Source organism: Streptomyces sp. NBC_00285 (genome assembly GCF_036174265.1).
Classification (GTDB): domain Bacteria; phylum Actinomycetota; class Actinomycetes; order Streptomycetales; family Streptomycetaceae; genus Streptomyces.
Genome location: NZ_CP108055.1, coordinates 444,551 through 463,357 on the forward strand (window position 1 = coordinate 444,551; position 18,807 = coordinate 463,357).

The following is an 18,807-nucleotide window of genomic DNA, read 5'->3' on the forward strand; positions in this document are numbered from 1 at the left end:
CCCTCATGACCACACCGCAGCAGACCATGACCATCACCCTCTGGGACTTCAGCTGGTACACCCAGGCGGGCCCCGGTGAGCCGTTCGCCGACCTCGACCGCGCCTTCGCCGAGGCGGTGGACCGGGGCTTCAACACCGTGCGCATCTGCGCGATGCCCTTCCTGCTGTTCTCCGGACGCGTCGAGGAGCCGGACTCGCTCCAAATACGCGGCCTGGGCGAGCAGTTCGGGCAGCGCACCCGCTGGTACAACGTGCGCGGCGGTTACCCGCTGGACGGCCGCCGCCGCCTCGTCGAGCTGTTCGAGGCGGCGGCCCGCCATGACTGCAAGGTGATCGTGTCCTCCTGGGAGTACCAGCAGTCCCCCAGCTTCGCCGACACCGACGCCTGGCACCGCGCCCTGGCCGCGGTCCCCGGCCCGGACCGCGCCGAGGCGGTGGCCGAAGCGCTCGCGGGACTGCTGGACTTCCTCACCGAGCGCGGTCTCGCCGACCGCGTCGCCTACGTCGAGGTGCACAACGAGGTCGACAACTGCTCCCTCGTACCGGCCGACGGCACCCCCGGCCACTACGCCCGGCTGCGCGGGCCCCTCGAACGCGCCGTGAAGCTGCTGCAGACCCGCCACCCTGACATCCCCGCCACCTACTCCCTGGGGGAGCCGTGGCCGGACGAGCTCCAGGACCTGCCGGAGCAGGCCCAGCTCGCGCACTTCCACTTCTACGTCTACGGCGTGCTCGGCGCGCTCTACGAGGCGGTGGGTCTCGGCCACGGCACCGAAGCGGCGCCCGATACGGCCGCCTGGCCCACCCCCGAACTGGCCGCCATGCTGCGCCCCGACGCGCCCGCCTTCGCCGACTACCAGCCGGACGAGCCCTGGCGGCTGGCCGCCACCGGGATACCGCGCGAACTGTTCTACGCACACGACTGGGTGGACCCCGACCGCTGGGACCTCTGGCTCTACGAGAACTACGCGACGCACCGGGACGCCATGCGCGAGACGCTGGCCGGGTGGGTCGACTCCGTCGCCGAGTTCGCCCGTCGCCGCGGTGTTCCCGCCGTCCTCGGCGAAGGAATCGTCGGCTACACCCCGCTGCTGACACGCTTCGAGGAGGACGCCGTCGGCAAGGACATCGCGGAGTTCGTCGTCGACCGCTGCCTCGCGGCGGGCTTCCAGGGCCTCGTCCTGACCTCCAACGCGGCCCCGCACCACCCCATGTGGCACACCGACCGGGACTGGATGCGACGGGTCAACTCCCGTATCACCGCGGGCTGAACCCGACCCGAAGGCGGCCCACAACCGGGGCGGCAAAGTGGTCGAGCAGGACGTGCACGCGGTCGGGGCGGGCATCGGAGCAGACGGTCACCAGCCCCCGGAGCGGCCCGCGCGATGCCTCGACCCGCCTCCTCCTGGATCCCGGCGCCCCCCACGTCGGCGGGTCGGCAGCGGCCGTCGACTCCCCCGGTCACGGCGGACCCGTCGAGCACGGCGTCGGAGACGGGCTGTGGGCTCCCGTCCCGACCGAGGACGAGGGTGACCGTGCCAGGACTCGAACGTCCCGTGCCCGTCCACGCGCGCCGTCAACGGCATCGACTCCCGCACCACACAGGGAAGCCGGGATCGACTCAGCCGTTCAACATCTTCAGCGTCTGCCGGTGCCAGACGAGCGGTCTGTGGTCGTCGTCCGTCAGCATGGCCAGCACACGCAGCACGATGATGTCGTGATCGCCGGCCGGGTAGCGGTGCTCGACGGCGCATTCCAGCCAGACCGGCGCGCCGTCGAGGAAGATCGCGCCGGACGGCGCCTGGACCGTGTCGACGCCGTCGAACCGGTCCTCCTTGGCGGGGGAGGCGAGTTGCCGGGTCTTGTCGGTGTGGTTCTCGCCCAGGATCGAGACTCCCACGGTGTCCGCGCGGGACAGCATCGGCCAGGTCGTCGAGGTGTGCTGCACGGCGAAGGAGACCATGGGCGGGTGGAGGGAGACCCCCACGGTGAACGACGAGACGACGATCACGGCGGGTTCGCCGTGGACGTGTGCCGAGACGGCCGCGACTCCGGAGGGGAACGCGGCGAACGCCCTCTTCACCTCGGCGTGATCGGTGGTGAGGCTCCTTGATGCGGTCATCGTTGTACTCCCGTCTGCGCTGCGTCGAGCACGATCGAACCCCACTGGCTGACCCAGCGGGTCAGCGAGTCGTCCGTCGTGTAGGTGGAGTCGATGGCCTTCATCAGGCAACTCCTGTGGTGATCGGGGCTGTTGAGGACGTGGGCTCCGCCGCGGGCACGGTCCCGGGACTGCCGTCCCGGAGGAGGGCACAGGCCAGGAGGCAGAGCAGTCCTACGGCGGCGAGGCCGCCCAGGGTGAGCGCGTAGCCGGATCCGGCGAGGAGGACGGCGCAGATCGCACTGCCCAGGACGGCGCCGAGTTGCTTGACGGCGTTGAAGGCTCCCGATGCCGCTCCGACGTCGTCCGGGGCGACCTCGGTGACCGCGGCGATCGACAGCGGTGACCAGACGAACGAGTTGGCCACTCCGTACACTGCGAAGACGGCGGCCAGTGCGGGCACCGGTGCGTCGGCCGCGACGAGGACCGCCGACGCTCCGATGGACAGGACGAGGGCGGACGAGCCGATGAGGGCGACCGTTCGTGTGCCCGTCGCGTTGTTGAGCCGGGCCGAGAGCGGAGCGCCGAACAGGCACACCACGCCCATCGGTACGAGGGTGTAGGCCGCCGTGCCGGGAGTCAGACCGCGCTCCTGCTGGAGGTAGAGCATCAGCGGGATCATGACCGAGCCGGAGCAGAAGGCCGCGGCGGCGCCTCCCCCGGCGGCGGTGACGAACCCGCGGCTGCGCAGCAGGGCGACCGGCACCAGTGCGCGTTTCCCGTCGTGCCGCTGCAGCCGGACCACGGCTGCGACGACCAGCACGCCGGCGAGGGCGAGCAGCCAGCGCGGCACCCCCAGTGCGGTGGGGCTCGCGGCGTCCGTGCCCTGGACACCGAGCACGAGTGCGCCGATGCCCGTGGCGTTGGCGCAGATGGCCCACACCGGGATGCTCGCCCCCTGCCGGGGCAGGGTGGGGACGAACGCGACCACGGCAGCCGTGGTGGCGATGCCGACGGGGACGTTGACCCAGAACACGGCGGGCCAGCCGCCGACGGCGACGAGCAGACCGCCGAGCAACGGGCCGGCGGCCACCGCGGCTCCGCCGACCGCGCCCCACACGCCGAGCGCAGTGGCCAGGTGCGGCGGCTGGAACAGTGCCTTGATGATGGTGAGGCTCTGCGGCGTCATCAACGCGGCACCGACACCCTGGGCCACCCGCCATGCGACGAGTACCTCGACGGTGGGGGCCAGCGCGCACAGCAGCGACCCGAGCGTGAAGAGGGTGAGTCCGGCCAGGAGGACCCTGCGGTGGCCGTAGCGGTCGCCCAGCCGTGCCGCGATGATCAGGGGGACGGCGTAGGCGATGAGGTAGGCGCTGTTGACCCAGATCGCGGTGGTCTCATCGGTGTGCAGCCCGCCGGCCAGCGCGGGCAGCGCGACCGAGGTGACGGTGCTGTCCACCAGCAGCATGAAGAACCCCGCGCACAGGCTGCCGAGGGCGAGCCAGTGGCGTCGCGGGTTTCCCGCGGTCATCTCACACCGCCAGGTTCTCGCGCAGTGTGGCACCGGGGTAGGCCGGGGCGAGGGCGCCGCGGCGGCGCAGTTCGGGCAGCAGCAGTTCGCTGATCTCGCCGAAGCCCGAGGGCATGGCCGCCGGGCAGGAGAACATGTAGCCGCCGCGCGCTCCGGTGGCGGCGAAGTTGTCCTGCAGTGCGTCGGCGACGGTGTCGGGGTCCCCGACGATGCTGTGGTCGAGGCCCGTCGCATGGCCGCGGCCGTGTGCGAAGAACTCGCCGCGGCTCATCGTGTGGTTCTCGCCGAGTTCCGCGACGAGCGAGCCGACGAGACCCGCGGGCGAGGCGTTGGCGGCGAGGATCTCGTCGCGCAGCTCGGCCAGGCGGAACGACTCCGGCAGCGTCGAGAAGTCGTAGCCGGCGTTGTGCGACAGGTAGGTGGCGACTGCCTCCTCGTTCCAGAACTCGTGCACCGAGTCCCGCCGGGCCAGCGCCTCGGCCGTCGTGCGGCCGACGATCACCTGGGTGGCCCAGAGGATGCCCACGCGCGCGGGGTCCCGTCCCTCACAGCGCAGTGCCTGGTCGAGCAGGTCGCGGTGACGCTGCTGTCCCGCGAGGCTGCCGCCGAAGCCGAAGACGAGATCGGCGAGCCGGGCTGATGCGGTGATGCCGCGGGGCGAGTTGCCGGCCTGGACGACGAGCGGGTGGTGCTGCGGACTGGGTACGGACGCCAGGGGGCCCTTGACGGTGAAGAACTTCCCCTCGTGGTCGATCGGATGCACCTTCGAGGGGTCGGCGAACCGGCCTGTGCTGCGGTCGCGCACGATGGCGTCGGGTGCCACCGAGTCCCACAGCGCGCGGCAGACCGCGACGAACTCCTCCATCCGCTCGTACCGCAGGCCGTGGTCCATCAGCTGGTTGAAGCCGTAGTTCGCCGCGTCCGCGCCGCGGGTGGAGGCGACCACGTTGAAGGCGATGCGGCCGTTCGTCACGTGGTCCAGCGAGTTCAGCAGCCGGGCGACGTAGAAGGGGTGCATGAACGTCGAGGAGTAGGTCAGCCCGAAGCCGATCCTCTCGGTCACCGTGGACATGGCCGCGATGACCGGTGACATGTCGTGGCGCGGCCACTGTATGCCCCACTCCACGGCCGGTTCGATACTCCCCCGCCATGTGCTGGGGATGCCGCTGCCGTCGCCGAAGAACAGCATTCCGACGCCGGCGCGCTCGGCGGTCCGCGCGAGCTCCATGTACATGCGGATGTCGGGGAAGTCCGTCCCGCTCCACGAGCCCTGTCGTGCCCACGCCCCCTCGGTGTGGGTGAAGGAGAGGTCGTAGCCGATGTGCATGCCGGTCATGGCGCCACCTTCTTCCACAGTTCGACGACCTCGTCCGTGTCGCTGAGCACGGCCACGTTGAGGCCCAGCTGGACGAGGGCCGCAGTGTTGACGTCGAGGTCGTAGGCGGCCGTGGCGTCGCGGGGGACGACGACGGGCCAGTCGAGTTGGACGGCGTCCAGGGCGGTCGCCTGGACGCAGCACTCGCTCGTCAGGCCCACGACGGTGAGCCAGTCGTGGCCGGCCGCGCGCAGCCGGGCGTCGAGGTCGGTGCCGAGGAACCCGCTGTAGCCGCGCTTGACCACGCGCGGCTCCCCCTCGGCGGGGCGCAGCCGGTACCACTCGGCTCCCGCGGTGCTGAGGACGCACGGCTCGTCCGGGCTCATGGGGGCGTCGTAATCGCCCCCGCGCAGCCAGTTGCTCGCTCGCCAGGGGCGGGCCGGGTCACTGCCCAACTCGACCCAGACAACGGGTACGTGGTGGGCCCGCGCGGCGTCGACGAGGGCGCCGACACGGGTGACGGCCCGGTCCAGCGCCGCGAGCGCGGCCTCCGTCAGTCCGTGTCCCGCCAGGCGGTCGGGGTCGGCGAAGTCGGCCTGTACGTCGACCACGACCAGCGCGGGACTGCTGCCGGGGCGGACGAGGCGGGCGAGTTGTCTTTCGCGCAGGTCGGGCATCAGAGCGCCACCTCGTCGTGGGCGCGCAGCGCGGGCAGCACGGTCTCGCCGAACAGCAGCATGTCCTCGTCGTACTCCGGGAAGATCAGCATGAGCCCGTCGAGGTCGGCCTCGCGCACGATGTACTCGATGTGCTCGGTGACCGTCCGCGCCGATCCCGCGACATACGGGGTCTGGAACGCCGCCTCGCCGTCCGCCCCGTCGGCCCAGGCGCGGGCCTGATCCACGGGGATGCCCCAGGTGCTGCGCATCCGGGCGAGCGCCTCGCGGTCCAGGCCCGCGCCCCACTCCCGCGCCTTCTCGGCGGCCCGTTCGTCGGTCTCGTCCTGGACGACGGTGAGCATCGAGTAGGTCTTGCAGACGCGTCCATGGGCCTTCGCCCGCTCGTGGACGTCCGCCGAGAGCATCCGCATCTCGTCGAGGCTTTCAGCGGCGAGGAAGGCGCCGTCGGCGTACTTGGCCTGGAAGCGCCGGGCGTCTTCCGACCGGCCCGCGTTGATGAGGGTCGGAGGGGTGGCCGGATGCGGGCGTGACTCGCAGTCGACGAGGTCGAAGTAGGGCGTGCGCAGCGTCACGGAGTCCTCGGTCCACAGCCGGGTGACGGCCTCCGTCCACAGCTCCGTCATCCGGTAGCGCTCCGCGTGGCTCAGACTCGCGTCCCACTCGCCGAACTGTTCGAACTCGCCCGCGTAGGAGCCGTTGACGATGTTCATTCCGGCGCGGCCACCGGAGATGTCCTGGAGGGTGGCGTACATCTTCGCGGCGACGGCGGGGTTGTGGACGTTCGCGTGCATGGTCGCCCAGATCTTGACCCGGCTGGTCGCCTCGGCGAGGGCGGCCATCATGGTCATCGACTCGAGCGAACGGCCCCAGTGGTCGGTGCTGCCGCCGAAGCCCCGCCACTTCGCCATCGACATGACGAAGTCGAGGCCGATGGTCTCGGCGTGCAGGGCTGCGCGCTTGTTCCAGGCGTAGTTCGCTTCGGGGTGGGGCGCGGTCGTGGACAGCATCCAGCCGCCGTTCCCGATGGGGAGGAAGATTCCGTACTCTTTCGTGGGCACGTTGCGGGCCTTTCCGTGGTGGTGCGATACGGCTGCTGCGGGTGCGGGTGCGTCGGCTACGGGGCGGGCCAGACCAGCTTGTCGCCGTTGTAGACGTTCTTGACGTAGGACCCGTCGAACCACGCCTCGGCCTTCGCTCCGGTCACCGAGGCGGGGATGATGCCGAACCGGTGCAGCATGTCGACGATCCCCTTGACGTTGGCCGGATCGAGGCCGCCGAGCGGCTGACCGGAGACCGGGTTGTCCTTGACGACCTGCGTCTCGGTCTTCCAGATCGTCGTGTTGAGCTTCGTGTCGTAGGTGGGGCCGGCCAGCGCGGCCGCGTGACCGACGCACTCGGAGATGTGCGCGGGGCTCGCCGTGCAGTAGGCATAGGCGTGCAGCGCCGCCCGCAGGATGTCCTCGACGGCGTGCGGGTGCGCCTTGGCAAACGCCGGGTTGACCGCCATGGCCCCGAGGGAGCTGGGGACGCCGTAGTCGATCGGCTTCCACACCGTGACGTCGTGGCCGGCGGCCTTGAGCTGGTTGGGCTCGTTGGAGACGAACCCGGTGAGCGCTGCCAGACCGCCCTGTCTGCGGGGCAGCACCGAGGGGTCGTAGCCCTGCTTGACCAGCTTGAGCGACTTCCAGTCCACTCCGGCCTTCACCAGCATCGCCTCGACGGTGGCGGGGACGTAACCCTTGTGCCCTACGACCTTGCCGTCGAGCTGGGTCAGCTTGGTGATGTCCTTGTTCGTCATCAGGATCTCCAGGCCCGCGTTGGAGTACGAGGAGATGCCGGTGATGTCGATGCCGTTGGCCCGCGCCTGGATGACGTCCTGCTCGGCGATCGGACTCACGGTCGCCTGTCCGCTGGCGAGCAGTTTGGTGTTCTGGGCGGTGTCGCCGGTGCCCGGCTTGAGGGTGACGTCGAGGCAGAGGTCCTTGAAGTAGCCGAGCTTGGCGGCCGCGATGTATTCGAGGATCGACGCCGAGGACTGGTACTGGTACCCGGACAGATAGGTGATCGGGCCGGCGGCCTTGTTCTCGGCACAGCGCGCGGCGGAGATCGCGGAGCCTTCCGCACCCGCCGAAGTGGTGTCGGAGCTGTCCGAACCGCACCCCGCGACAACGGTCGTCAGTGCGACGGCGGCGAGGGAGGCGAGGCCGGATCTGATGAGGCGGGAACGCATGGGTGACTCCAGACTTGCGAGGGCCATCGGGGCATGAGGGTGCCGAGGAGGCACAGCGGATCGGTGCGGGGGCCGGAGCGGCAGTCGCCGAGCGTCCCGCCGTCGCGGGCCACGGGGGACGACGTGCGAACGGGTCAGTCGTCTGCGCTGTCGTGCCAGTGCAGGACGCGGCGTTCCACCAGCGTCACGACGAACAGCAGCAGCAGACCGAGCAGCGCGAGGACAAGGATCGCGGCGTATACGACCGGCAGCTGGTTCATCGACGAGGCGACGCTGATCACCGTGCCCAGGCCGCGGGCCGAACCCGACGCCGACATCTCTGCCACCACGGCGCCGATGATCGACAACGGGAAGACGATGCGCAACGCCGCGAAGAGGAACGGCAGCGCGTTGGGAATGCGCACGTGCCACAGCAGTTCGAAGCGACCGGCGTCCATCGTCCGGTAGACCTGCAGCACCTGCCGCGGTACGGACCGCAGTCCCGCCGCGGTGTTGATGAGGATCGGGAAGAAGCAGATCAGGCCGGCGATGACGAGCTTGGGCAGCGGACCGAAGCCGAAGGCCACGACCAGCGCCGGTGCGATCGCCACGAGCGGAGTGACGTTGAGGACGACCGCGATCGGCATCACCGCCCGGCGCACCAGGGGAAGTTCACTCGTCAGCACCGCGAGGACGAAGGCGGCGACGAACCCGATGGCGAGGCCGGCCATCGCCTCTCCCAAGGTGACCAGGGCGTTGTCGACGTAGTAGCCGGGCTGCGCGCCGAGCGAGTCGCCGATCTTCGGCAGCGGCGGCAGCAGATAGGGCAGCTTCCGGGCCCCCCACTGCCACAGCACGGCGAGCAACGCCAGCATCACGGCCAGCGGCAGCCACACGGAGGGACGGATCCACGCGAGCCGGGACCGCGGATGCCCGAGGCTGAAGCGCGACGGTTCTGCCGGTTCTGACGGTTCTACGGCGTTGTCCGCGCCGGTCGGCGGGACGGTAGCGGTGCGTTCGTCGGCCATCGTCATCTCCCGGACCCCCTTCACGCGGCTGCACCGTGCCAGGCACGGCGCAGCCGCTCCCGGATCAGGTCCTCGTACTCGTGGAAGCTCTGCTGCCGAAAAAGACGTGCGTTGCGCGGCCGGGGCAGGTCGATGTCGACGCTCTCCACGATGCGTCCCGGGTTCGGGGCCATGACGACGACGGTGTCGGAGAGCCGGACGGCCTCGGAGACGGAGTGGGTGACGAACAGGACGGTCGTGTTCAGTTCGTCCCACAGGTCGAGCAGTTGGTCCTGCAGGCTCTCGCGGGTGAACTCGTCCAGGGCCGAGAAGGGCTCGTCCATGAGGAGTACGTCGGGCCGCAGCCCGAAGGCGCGCACGATCGCGGCCCGCTGCTGCATGCCGCCGGACAGCTGCGCCGGGAGCTTGTGCGTGACCTCGCCCAGGCCTGCCTTGTCGAGGAGTTCCCGCATGTCCGGCACCGCTTGCCGCTCCTCGAAGCCGGCGATGCGTTCGCGGCGCCGCCCTGCACCCCTGTTGATCTTCTGCGGCAGTGTGACGTTCCGCAGCACGGACAGCCAGGGCAGCAGCGCCGGGCTCTGCGGCACGAGGCCGATCATCTTGGCGGCGCACGCCTGCGCCGGTGTGACGCCGTGCACCCGCGCCTCGCCCCGGTCGGGCTGTTCGAGTCCGGCCACCATGCGCAGCAGGGTCGATTTGCCACAGCCGCTGGGCCCGATGAGGCTGACGAACCGGCCGGACGGCACCGTCAGGTCGACGCCGTCGAGGGCGTTCGTGGCGGACGGCCCGTAGCCGTAGACGCGGTGCACCGACCGCAGTTCGAGTGCTGGCGTACCAGTCACCTTCACGCTCCCATCCATCTCGCGAGCACGAAGGCCCGATCCTGGAAGTCGGAGAGCGTGCGTAGCGAGTGCGATGACTGCGACGCGGAAATCCGCTTAGCTGCCCTTGACCGTAGGAGCCCTGCGTTTCACCGGTGGCGGCCTTCGGTTTCGCGGCGGTTACGCCGCCGGCTGCGCCGTGACGGACCCGGCTCCGTCGAAGACGTAGATCTCAATACCGAGGTCGGCCGCCGCGCACGCCACCCAGCCTCCGAGCGCCGGCACGATCAGCTCGGTGACCACGAGCACCGCGCGCTCGGCGGTCGGCACCGCGTCGCGCAACCACAGCAGCTTGAACATGTCCGCCATGACCTTGTTGCGGTAGGCGGGCTTGTAGGCACCCTGGTTTCCGACGAGTTGGACGAGCATCCGGCCCTCGATGTCCATCCCCTCGACCTCGACGCGGTTGCCGTCCGGCAGCATCAGTGGCTTCGGGCGCAGAGAAACGCCGAGCCGGTCGCCGAGGGCGAGCAGCATGCGGCGTTCTATGGAACCTTCGGCGAGGCGGCTCCACTCGGTGGGGGCCTCAAGTGCGGTCAGCTGGCGCATCCGCCGGAGTGTAGAAAACTGCCGTTTCCTACGTGTTTCACATGGGCCGACGCCGGACGGACGGGCCTGGTCGCCGTCTCGGGTATGGCCGTCCGCACGACAACCGGCGACGGAACCGAGCGGCTTACGATGCGGGGAGGCCGCACGCTGGGCGGCCCGCCCTCGCCGCAGTCGCCTGTGCCGGTTCCTCCCCCGGATCGGCCCCGTCCAGGAAGCCGCCCAGCGGCATCACGCCCCCCTCCACGGCACCCCATCCACGGCACCCCCGAACGCGTCGCAGGTGCCCCTCGGCGCTCGCGGGCGTCACGCCACCGCGTTCAACAGGTCGGCCAGTACGTCGGGCCTTTCCAGCGCGATGAAGTGCCCCGCTCCCGGCACCTGGGTGAAGTCGGCGGCGGGCAGCAGCCTCTTGTTGGCTTCCCGGTCGGAGTGCCTCGACCAGTCCTTCTCGCCGTAGACGAGGTGGACGGGGGCCTTGACCTCGGAGTAACGGGAGCGGGCAGCGATGAGACTGGGCAGTGCCTGGTACACGGCCCGCGCCACGGTCGGGTAGCCGGGGCGGCCGCCCACCTGGAGGAGTTCGTCCAGGTAGTCGTCCCGCAGTGCGCTCTTGTCGCCCAGGCCGCCCTGCAGGATTCTGCGGAGTACAGGCTTGGGCTCCTGGGTCGCGATCACCGGCCCCATTCCCGGCGCGAGGACACCGCTGACCACTACGCGGGCGAGAAGGCTGGAGCGGGCGATCCCGCCACGGAAGTCGTACGTGTTGTCCGCGACAACGCGTCGGACGCGCTCGGGCAGGTCGGCCGCGGTGGTCAGGGCGAGGACTGCCCCCATGGACTCGCCGACCAGTGTGACGTCGTGGAGGTCGAGTTCGGTCAGGAGCCGCTTGACGCCCGCACGCATGGCCGGCTCGTCGTAGGAGGCGCCGGGCACGATCTCGGAGTAGCCCATACCCGGCAGGTCGAGGGCGTAGACGGTGTAGTGGCCGGCGATCAGGGGGATGAGGCGGCGATAGTGCTCGGCCTGGGTGCGCACGGTGTGCAGCAGGACGAGGGGAGCGCCGGTGCCCGCCTTGAGGTAGCGCAGGGTTCCCTCGCGGCTGTGGCGGCCTGTGCGCGGGGTGATGGTGTGGCTGGTGGTGCCGGGGATGTGGATCGTGGGACGGGGTTCGCGGTCGGACATCTCGTTGTCTCCTTCTGCGTGAACTGCGGATGGGTGGTCTGAGGGTGTGTGACACCAAGGCGGCGGCGCCCGTGGCGCGTGCCAGGGCTGGTGCGCTGCTTACTGGGCGAGTTGGGGGTAGAGCTGGGTGAGGTCTGCGGCGAGGCCTGCTTTGACCTGGCGTGTGATGTCGTCGGCGAGGACTTCGTGGGCTCCGGCTTCGACGCCGTCGAGGGCGAGTTGGGCGATGTGTCGGGGGTCGGACTTGGGTGCGTCGACGCCGGCGGTGAGGTCGGTGTCGACGTAGCCGACGTGCAGTCCGGTGACGGCGATGCCGCGGGGCTGGAGTTCCAGGCGCAGGGAGTTGGTCTGTGACCACAGGGCGGCCTTGGAGGCGCTGTAGGAGCCACCGAGGGCGATCCAGGAGAGCACGGAGTGCACGTTGAGGAGGTGGCCGCCGCCGTTGCGTTCGATGACGGGTGTGAAGGCCCGGGCGAGCAGGAGCGGGCCGTAGAAGTTGGTCTCGAACTCGCGGCGCACGTCCTCGACGGGGGAATCCAGGAAGGACGCGCCGACCGAGGCGCCGGCGTTGTTGATCAGTACGGTGACGTCCGGTGCCTGCGCGGCGGCCGCTGCCACGGAGGCGGGGTCGGTGACCTCCAGCGCGAGGGGGACCGCGTCGGGGTGGGTCACGGTGCGCGGGTCGCGGGCGGTGGCGTAGACCTTGCCGGCACCGCGTGTGTACAACTCCTCCACCAGGGCCTTGCCCAGGCCGCGGCTGCCGCCGGTGACGATGACGTGGGCGCCCTTGAGTGCGGTCATGACTCTGCCTCCACAGATGAGAAACCGTCCGGTTTCACCAACCGTAAACCGATCGGTTTCCAAGTGCAAGTTCAAGCGCTGGCCTGACCCTCACCGCACGGGAAGGTGAGCTCGAGCCGGGGCGACATCAGGGCTGTCGCGAAGTCTGACGATCTTGAATCGCTGCTGGTCAGGACGGTTCGCGGAGGTCGCGCGGACGATGGAAAGTTCGTAGGGCATCTCGCAGATCCTGGCGGCGATACCGGCGTGGTCCGCCGCGCGCAGGACGTTGACGCGAGCGCGGAGACGTCCGCAGCCTCGAACGCCTGCACAAGCCGCCGAAGCACTCCCCCTGCCTCCGGATCGTCCGGCTCCGGGACCTCCTCCACGCCACACGCTTCGTCGAGTGCGGCACGCGCTCGCTTGAACGCGCTGTTGACCGCCGCGGTCGTGGCACCCAACTGCCCGGCGACCTCGGCAACGGTGAACTGAAGTACCTCGCGCAGCACCAGCACGGCACGCTGCCACGCCGCCAGAAGCTGCGTCGCCGCCACCGACGCGAGCCGCATGTCGGCCCGTAGCTCCCACACCGAACCGCGCGCGCCGGGGAACAGCTGCAATCCGAATGCCGCTGGTTCGAGAGGTTTCCTCAGTGGGACCTGACCGCCCCGCAGTGAGCGTTCGACACCTTTGAAGCGCCAGGTCACAGGCTGTTCTGACGTCGGCGAAGAGTATGTACTTCGCGCGCTGCAGCGTGATCGAATAGGGGATGACATCCTTCTGGAGCGGCAAGCAGATACGCCTGCGCGGTATCGAGCCTGACGACTGGGCCGCGTTCATGCGCTTCGCCGTGGACGAGGAACGGACGGGAGACCTGCTGAACCCACCGCGTTCCGCCGAGAGCTTTCGCATCTGGGCGAAAGAACAGGCCGCCGCCAAGTCCGATGGAGACTGCTTCGGGTTGGCGATCGAAGCAGTCGACACGGGGGAAATCGTCGGTACTGTCGGCTCACACCAGGCTGACCCGCGCGCGGGCTGGTTCGAGTACGGCGTCACGATCGGAGCTGATCATCGGCGCAAAGGCTATGCGGCAGAGGCCGCGGTGATGCTGCTGCGCTTCATGTTCGCCGAGCGGCGCTATCACAAGTGCCAAGCGCGGATCTTCGCTCACAATGAGGCATCGCTGACACTTCACCGTCGGCTCGGTTTCGTCGAGGAGGGCCGCCTCCGCGATCACGTGTTTCTTGCCGGCCGACACCACGATCTCATCATGATGGGCGTGCTCGCCGACGAGTTCGCCCAGTTGCACTCGATGAGAGAGCCCGATGGCTCCGCAGCAGGCCCAGGTGCCACGACGTGCTCGTCCGGCGACTGACCTCGGCCCACTCCACATCCGTCACGTCACCCGGACAGCACCTCACCCGCTGACGTGGGTGCCTCAAGCGCAACGCTCATCGCATCGGCCGCCACCAGCAACTCACGGAGGGAAATCGGCTTCCCTGACGACTCCTACGACAGCGACTCATACGACGCCCTGACCGCTGTGCGCCCAGTGGCGCACGGCCCGCATGAGGATGTGGCAGGGGTGACAGGAGTCGAACCTGTGGCATCCGGTTTTGGAGACCGGCGCTCTGGCCGTCTGAGCTACACCCCTTCGATGGGTGACAGCTTGACATGGCCAACAGGCCCGTCGCCAAGGGTTTTCCAGCCCGTCACAGGATCCGCGGGACGTCGACGCGCTGCCCGAAAGTCTGCTCCTGATCACCGGCTGGGAAAGATCGAACTCAGGAGGGTGCGCGCTTCACGGAAGCTGGGCCAGACCCTCTCGCGGACCGCGCCCAATGCTGCAGATATAGATAATATTAACAAAACGGGTTGAACATAGAGATTGCATGCTTCCCGAGTGCCGCGCGACGCATGTCCACGTTGCCCTGGGCTGTGAAGAGCTCCAGGGCGGCGAAGAACGCGACGAGAGCGAGATGAGAGAGCATGGAGCGGCGTGCCGTCGACAACCGGGGTGGGCATTCCACCCGAGTCGTCGCAGGCGAGGCGCTGACTCCACGCGCCACCATCGACGACAGCGGCACGGTGACCGGGTGGAGCACCGGTGCCGAACACCTGCTCGGGTACACGTCAGCACAGATCCTGGGCCGTCCGGCGACTTCGTTGCTCGCCGAGGTGCCCACGACAAGCGGTCCCCCGTCCTTCCTGGAGTTGCCGAGGTGGCACGGCCCGCTCGCGCTCCGGCACCGGGATGGCCACTCCTTCAAGGTCACGGTCCTCGCGCATCGGCGGATGACGGACGACGGGGCCGGCGACTGGCTCCTTGTCTCCGCCGGGCCGGGGACCGAGCCCCGGCCCGAGGACGACCTGCTCATGCGGCAGTGCCTGCTGCAGTCCCCGTCCTGCGCCACCTCGGTGTACGACACCGATCTGCGCTACCGCGGGTCCAACTGGACCGCAGAGAGTGCACTGGGGCTGAGTGAGGACGAACTGCGCGGGCTGCGGATGACGGACGTGCTCCCCACACCCCTGTCGGAGGATGTCGAGCGGCGGATGCGGGTGGCCCTGGAGACCGGTGAGCCGCAGTACGTGGAGAACCACGCGCGGGCCCCCGGCGAGACCCGTGAGCACGCCTGGTCGGTCCACATGTACCGGGTGGAGGCCCCGGACGGTCGCGTCCTGGGTGTGGCCGCCACCGGGCACGACATCACGGAGCAGTACTGGGCCCGTAAGCGCCTCCAGCTGATCGCTGAGGCCAGCACCCGGATCGGCAGCACGCTCGACGTGGCCCGAACGGCGCAGGAACTGGCGGACGTGGCGGTCCCGGAACTCGCCGACTTCCTCAGCGTCGACCTGCTGGTGTCCCTGGACGACGTGCCCGAGCAGCCCTGGGGAGGGCTGGCGGCGGGTGGCTCGCTCGCCCTGCGCCGCATCGCCCACCAGTCCGTGCTGCCGGGAACCCCCGAGGCGGTCATCGCACCGGGTGAGGTGGACGACTATCCGGAGGGCTCCCCGCCGGCGCAGAGCGTGCAGTCAGGACGCTCCGTGCTGTACCAGGTGGCCGACCCCTTGATCGCCGACTGGGTCGCCAAGGACCCGATCCGGTCTTCCCGGGTCCGCGACTTCGGTTTCCACTCGGCGATGACCGTGCCCCTGTCTGCACGCGGGGCCACCTTGGGTGTCGTCGTCTTCGCCCGTCACCAGCACCCGGACCCGTTCCGGGAGGACGACCTGGTGCTGGCCGAGGAACTGGCGGCCCGGGCGGCAGTCTGTATCGACAACGCCCGTCGCTACACCCAGGAACGAGATACGGCGGTCACCCTGCAGCGCAGCCTGCTGCCGCAGCGGCTGCCCGAGCAGGCCGCGGTGGAGTTCGCCTCCCGCTACCTCCCGGCCGGTGGCCGGGCCGGGGTGGGTGGGGACTGGTTCGACGTGATCCCGCTGTCCGGTGCCAGGGTGGCGCTGGTCGTGGGCGACGTCGTGGGCCACGGCATCCACGCCTCCGCGACCATGGGACGACTGCGTACGGCCGTACGGACCCTCGCCGACATGGACCTGCCTCCCGACGAACTCCTCACCCACCTCGATGATTTGGTGGGCCGCCTGGCCACGGAGGCCGAAGGCACGGGCCCGGCCACGGGAGACGGAGAGACCGCGGGAGACGTCGGGGCGACCTGTCTGTACGCCGTGTACGATCCCGTCTCCCGCCGCTGCACACTCGCCCGGGCCGGGCATCCACTGCCGGCCGTCGTGAGCCCGGACGGCACCGTGGAACTGCTCGACCTGCCGACGGGACCTCCACTGGGCCTGGGCGGACTGCCCTTCGAATCGATGGAGATCGAACTGCCGGAAGGCGGTCTGCTCGTCCTCTACACCGACGGTCTGATCGAGAGTCGTGGCCAGGATATCGACGTCGGCATCTCCCGTTTGTGCCGGGCCCTTGCCGCACCGGCGGTCTCCCTGGACGCGCTGTGCGACACGGTTCTCCGTGATCTGCTTTCCGAACGGCCCGCCGACGACGTGGCCCTGCTCGTCGCCCGTACCCGCGCGCTCAAGGCCGACCGGGTTGCCGCCTGGGACGTGGCACCCGATCCGGCCGCTGTCGCCGGGGCCCGCAAGAACGCCCTCGGCCAGCTGGAGGCATGGGGTCTGACGGATGCCGCGTTCGTCACCGAGTTGATCGTCTCTGAACTGGTCACCAATGCCATCCGGTACGGAGAGCCGCCCGTCCAACTGCGTCTCATCCACGACCGGAACCTCATCTGCGAGGTCTCGGACGCCAGCAACACGGCACCCCACATGCGCCGTGCCCGCACCTACGACGAAGGCGGCCGCGGGCTGCTCCTGGTCGCTCAGCTCACCCAACGCTGGGGTACGCGCCCCACGGATACAGGCAAGACGATCTGGGCGGAACAGAGCATCGAACAGAACGCCGACTGATCACGCACAACCCCCCAGGGGCACCGCAGGCGGGCTTGCGCGGGCGCGCAGCCAGGTGCCGAGCTGGACGATCAGGGCGAGGGTCACGACTGCGCCGTCCAAGGTGTGCTGCTCGGCTTGACGGTGCACGCTCGCCGTGAAGGCGGGGCCAGGTCGATGCCGCGGGGTCGGTCGCCCGGCCTTCCCGACCCGAAGGCGTTGGACGCTCGCGGGCGGTGTCACGGGCGGCATCGCGGCGAGCAGGTCCACGCAATGCACGCCGGTCCCGGAGCGGCGCCGCCTGCCGCGGACCGATCGAGTGCAGAGCGTCGACGGGCAGCGGTGCGAGCTCACTTCTGGTGCCGGGGCCGCTGTCGGGTCCGTCCAAGGGCGGCGCCTCCGGCTGGAACCTGCCGTTCGGGCCATCCCGGTGGCGCGGGGTCCGGCGCACACATCTGCGGCGTTGCCGTCTGGTTGCCGCTGGTCCGCATGGACGCCCTCCTCAGCCCCGCACCTGCCACACACCGGAGCCCGCTCCGGTCGGCCACGAGGGACCCCACCTCACAGCCGGGCTGATCCAGGGCAGCGCCGCAGAGCTTGACCGATGAGTTTTCGGCGATCGTGCCGTCTACCCGTCGACGAAGGGAGCGCACCATGCGCAAGATCATCGTTTGTACGTTCCTCACGCTGGACGGCGTCATGCAGGCACCGGGCGGCCCGGACGAGGACGCCCAGAGCGGCTTCGAGCACGGCGGCTGGCAGAAACCGGTGGACGACGACGAGGTCGGCGCGGCCATCGCCGGCTGGTACGAGGACTCCGACGCCATGCTGCTCGGCCGCAAGACGTACGACATCTTCGCGTCGTACTGGCCGACCGCCGATCCCGGCAACCCGTTCACCGGGCGGATGAACAGCATGGACAAGTACGTGGCGTCCCGGACTCTGACGTCCGTCGAGTGGGAGAACTCCACTCTGTTGGAGGGCGACGTCGCCGATGCCGTACGCGAGCTGAAGGCGTCCGACGGCGGCAACATCAACGTCGTCGGCAGCGGCGACCTCGCCCAGACCCTCATGCGGCACGGCCTCGTCGACGAGTACCGGCTGACCATCCATCCGGTGATCATCGGCACCGGCAAGCGACTGTTCGCCGACGGAGCGATCCCCACAGCGCTGGAGCCGGTCAGCGTCTCGACGACGAAGGGCGGCACCGTCGTCGGCGTCTACCGGACGAGCGGCAAGCCCAGCTACGACAGCTACTCGTAAGGACTCCGCGCGACCGACCAGCTTCCTGACACTGACCGGTCGGCACGCACGACCAGATCCAGGACGTCGTCCACCCGGACCGGGCCTACCCGGTCGGGTGAAGACGCCGAGATCAGAGAACCTCTGCGGGAGCCGGCGCGTGGTCCCAGGCGTGCGTCAGATCCATGACGCGCAGGTGGCCGTGCCCGGCCCGGCCGTGGTGAAGGTCGCTGCCACCGATGACAAGACGGCCTTCGCAGTTCAGAACTGCTTGCCGTGATGTGCGCGCCATCAGGCCGTACGACAATGAGGCAGGTGCGCCCGGCGTACGGCTGCGCTGTCCCACCGCCCGGTGCCTGGAGTCAGGCTCTTTGGCGCAGGCCAAGTGGCAACCCGACCCGGCCTCGACCGACTGCCGAGGACACCGACACCGACACCAGCGACAGGGTCGGTGCCTCCGGTGGCGTGATCGCGCAACGTCCGCGGCTTGAATCCGTCAGCGAGGGCAGGGCGATACGCCTCCAGTTCTGACGGCACACACGGCCAGAGGTTCGCCTCAGCATCGGCCATCCCCGCTGGGAGCAGGACAGCCCTGGGGACGCGCCGCGGACCGACTGAGCGAAGATCCACCCCCGCCGGCCGGCTTCTGCCACCTAGCACTCAGTTGGCGCCACCAGTGCTGCCGTTGCGGATCATCCGGCTCCACCGGCGCATTTGGCAGCGCCGAGAAGGCTCCGGCCTTTGCGTGCCAACCACCGAACACGGCACGCAACATCGGATGGGGATCGTGCGGCGCGGGGCCCCTCGAAGAGGTCATTTCGTTCTCCTCAGCCTGTCCCGTTACCGTTAACGTGACCGTTAACGAGATTGTGGCTCATGGACCT

General features: G+C 69.6%; 17 protein-coding genes and 1 tRNA gene. 5 read left to right on the forward strand and 13 right to left on the reverse strand.

Annotated elements, in window-relative coordinates:
- The first annotated feature begins 5 nt into the window (after positions 1-5).
- Complete coding sequence (locus OHT57_RS02230; RefSeq protein ID WP_328744124.1) at positions 6-1,271, forward strand: cellulase-like family protein; 1,266 nt, start codon at positions 6-8, stop codon at positions 1,269-1,271.
- A gap of 350 nt (positions 1,272-1,621) precedes the next feature.
- Here the strand turns inward: OHT57_RS02230 and OHT57_RS02235 are convergent, their stop codons facing one another.
- The 12 genes from OHT57_RS02235 to OHT57_RS02290 all read right to left on the reverse strand — a co-directional run bounded on the left by OHT57_RS02235 (position 1,622) and on the right by OHT57_RS02290 (position 12,966).
- Positions 1,622-2,122 carry a flavin reductase family protein gene (locus OHT57_RS02235; protein WP_328744125.1) on the reverse strand — a complete coding sequence of 167 codons (501 nt, stop codon included), beginning with the start codon at positions 2,120-2,122 and terminating at the stop codon, positions 1,622-1,624.
- 103 nt (positions 2,123-2,225) lie between these two features.
- A complete protein-coding gene (locus OHT57_RS02240; RefSeq protein ID WP_328744126.1) occupies positions 2,226-3,635 on the reverse strand; it encodes an MFS transporter in 1,410 nt (469 codons plus the stop codon).
- Position 3,636: 1 nt separating this feature from the next.
- A complete protein-coding gene (locus OHT57_RS02245) occupies positions 3,637-4,971 on the reverse strand; it encodes an NtaA/DmoA family FMN-dependent monooxygenase (RefSeq protein WP_328744127.1) in 1,335 nt (444 codons plus the stop codon).
- Complete coding sequence (locus tag OHT57_RS02250) at positions 4,968-5,627, reverse strand: cysteine hydrolase family protein (protein ID WP_328744128.1); 660 nt, start codon at positions 5,625-5,627, stop codon at positions 4,968-4,970. Before OHT57_RS02250 ends, OHT57_RS02245 begins: the two co-directional genes overlap by 4 nt.
- Positions 5,627-6,688 (reverse strand): LLM class flavin-dependent oxidoreductase, encoded by a 1,062-nt coding sequence (locus OHT57_RS02255; RefSeq protein ID WP_328744129.1) that lies wholly within the window; start codon positions 6,686-6,688, stop codon positions 5,627-5,629. Before OHT57_RS02255 ends, OHT57_RS02250 begins: the two co-directional genes overlap by 1 nt.
- A gap of 56 nt (positions 6,689-6,744) precedes the next feature.
- Positions 6,745-7,860, reverse strand: coding sequence for an ABC transporter substrate-binding protein (locus OHT57_RS02260; RefSeq protein WP_328744131.1), 1,116 nt, complete (start codon positions 7,858-7,860; stop codon positions 6,745-6,747).
- A gap of 134 nt (positions 7,861-7,994) precedes the next feature.
- Positions 7,995-8,867, reverse strand: a complete 873-nt coding sequence (locus OHT57_RS02265) for an ABC transporter permease (protein ID WP_328744132.1) — start codon at positions 8,865-8,867, stop codon at positions 7,995-7,997.
- A gap of 20 nt (positions 8,868-8,887) precedes the next feature.
- On the reverse strand, positions 8,888-9,709 hold the full coding sequence (locus tag OHT57_RS02270) for an ABC transporter ATP-binding protein (protein WP_328744133.1): 822 nt from the start codon (positions 9,707-9,709) through the stop codon (positions 8,888-8,890).
- Positions 9,710-9,868: 159 nt separating this feature from the next.
- On the reverse strand, positions 9,869-10,297 hold the full coding sequence (locus tag OHT57_RS02275; RefSeq protein ID WP_328744134.1) for a hypothetical protein: 429 nt from the start codon (positions 10,295-10,297) through the stop codon (positions 9,869-9,871).
- 303 nt (positions 10,298-10,600) lie between these two features.
- Positions 10,601-11,479, reverse strand: coding sequence for an alpha/beta fold hydrolase (locus OHT57_RS02280; protein WP_328744135.1), 879 nt, complete (start codon positions 11,477-11,479; stop codon positions 10,601-10,603).
- Positions 11,480-11,578: 99 nt separating this feature from the next.
- On the reverse strand, positions 11,579-12,280 hold the full coding sequence (locus tag OHT57_RS02285; RefSeq protein ID WP_328744136.1) for an SDR family oxidoreductase: 702 nt from the start codon (positions 12,278-12,280) through the stop codon (positions 11,579-11,581).
- A gap of 71 nt (positions 12,281-12,351) precedes the next feature.
- Positions 12,352-12,966, reverse strand: a complete 615-nt coding sequence (locus tag OHT57_RS02290) for a sigma factor-like helix-turn-helix DNA-binding protein (RefSeq protein ID WP_328744139.1) — start codon at positions 12,964-12,966, stop codon at positions 12,352-12,354.
- A gap of 62 nt (positions 12,967-13,028) precedes the next feature.
- On the opposite strand from OHT57_RS02290, the gene OHT57_RS02295 reads away from it, so the two are divergent.
- Positions 13,029-13,634: a GNAT family N-acetyltransferase gene (locus tag OHT57_RS02295; protein WP_328744140.1), complete on the forward strand. Its 606-nt coding sequence runs from the start codon at positions 13,029-13,031 to the stop codon at positions 13,632-13,634.
- Positions 13,635-13,836: 202 nt separating this feature from the next.
- On the opposite strand, the gene OHT57_RS02300 is transcribed toward OHT57_RS02295, so the two are convergent.
- Positions 13,837-13,913 (reverse strand) — tRNA-Trp (locus OHT57_RS02300).
- Positions 13,914-14,248: 335 nt separating this feature from the next.
- Here OHT57_RS02300 and OHT57_RS02305 point away from each other — a divergent pair.
- The 3 genes from OHT57_RS02305 (at position 14,249) to OHT57_RS47355 (ending at position 18,203) form a co-directional block, all read left to right on the forward strand.
- Positions 14,249-16,702, forward strand: coding sequence for a SpoIIE family protein phosphatase (locus OHT57_RS02305; protein ID WP_328744141.1), 2,454 nt, complete (start codon positions 14,249-14,251; stop codon positions 16,700-16,702).
- A 633-nt stretch (positions 16,703-17,335) separates the two neighbouring features.
- Entirely contained in the window at positions 17,336-17,944 is a 609-nt protein-coding gene (locus tag OHT57_RS02310; protein WP_328744142.1) for a dihydrofolate reductase family protein, read from the forward strand.
- 151 nt (positions 17,945-18,095) lie between these two features.
- Positions 18,096-18,203: a DUF6207 family protein gene (locus OHT57_RS47355; RefSeq protein ID WP_443053413.1), complete on the forward strand. Its 108-nt coding sequence runs from the start codon at positions 18,096-18,098 to the stop codon at positions 18,201-18,203.
- Positions 18,204-18,807: the final 604 nt, after the last annotated feature.

Excerpts from the sequence above, each read along its gene's own strand:
- OHT57_RS02230 (WP_328744124.1), top strand. The coding sequence starts at position 6 with ATGACCACACCGCAGCAGACCATGACCATCACCCTCTGGGACTTCAGC.
- OHT57_RS02235 (WP_328744125.1), bottom strand. The coding sequence starts at position 2,122 with ATGACCGCATCAAGGAGCCTCACCACCGATCACGCCGAGGTGAAGAGG.
- OHT57_RS02240 (WP_328744126.1), bottom strand. The coding sequence starts at position 3,635 with ATGACCGCGGGAAACCCGCGACGCCACTGGCTCGCCCTCGGCAGCCTG.
- OHT57_RS02245 (WP_328744127.1), bottom strand. The coding sequence starts at position 4,971 with ATGACCGGCATGCACATCGGCTACGACCTCTCCTTCACCCACACCGAG.
- OHT57_RS02250 (WP_328744128.1), bottom strand. The coding sequence starts at position 5,627 with ATGCCCGACCTGCGCGAAAGACAACTCGCCCGCCTCGTCCGCCCCGGC.
- OHT57_RS02260 (WP_328744131.1), bottom strand. The coding sequence starts at position 7,860 with ATGCGTTCCCGCCTCATCAGATCCGGCCTCGCCTCCCTCGCCGCCGTC.
- OHT57_RS02265 (WP_328744132.1), bottom strand. The coding sequence starts at position 8,867 with ATGGCCGACGAACGCACCGCTACCGTCCCGCCGACCGGCGCGGACAAC.
- OHT57_RS02275 (WP_328744134.1), bottom strand. The coding sequence starts at position 10,297 with ATGCGCCAGCTGACCGCACTTGAGGCCCCCACCGAGTGGAGCCGCCTC.
- OHT57_RS02280 (WP_328744135.1), bottom strand. The coding sequence starts at position 11,479 with ATGTCCGACCGCGAACCCCGTCCCACGATCCACATCCCCGGCACCACC.
- OHT57_RS02285 (WP_328744136.1), bottom strand. The coding sequence starts at position 12,280 with ATGACCGCACTCAAGGGCGCCCACGTCATCGTCACCGGCGGCAGCCGC.
- OHT57_RS02295 (WP_328744140.1), top strand. The coding sequence starts at position 13,029 with ATGACATCCTTCTGGAGCGGCAAGCAGATACGCCTGCGCGGTATCGAG.
- OHT57_RS02305 (WP_328744141.1), top strand. The coding sequence starts at position 14,249 with ATGGAGCGGCGTGCCGTCGACAACCGGGGTGGGCATTCCACCCGAGTC.
- OHT57_RS02310 (WP_328744142.1), top strand. The coding sequence starts at position 17,336 with ATGCGCAAGATCATCGTTTGTACGTTCCTCACGCTGGACGGCGTCATG.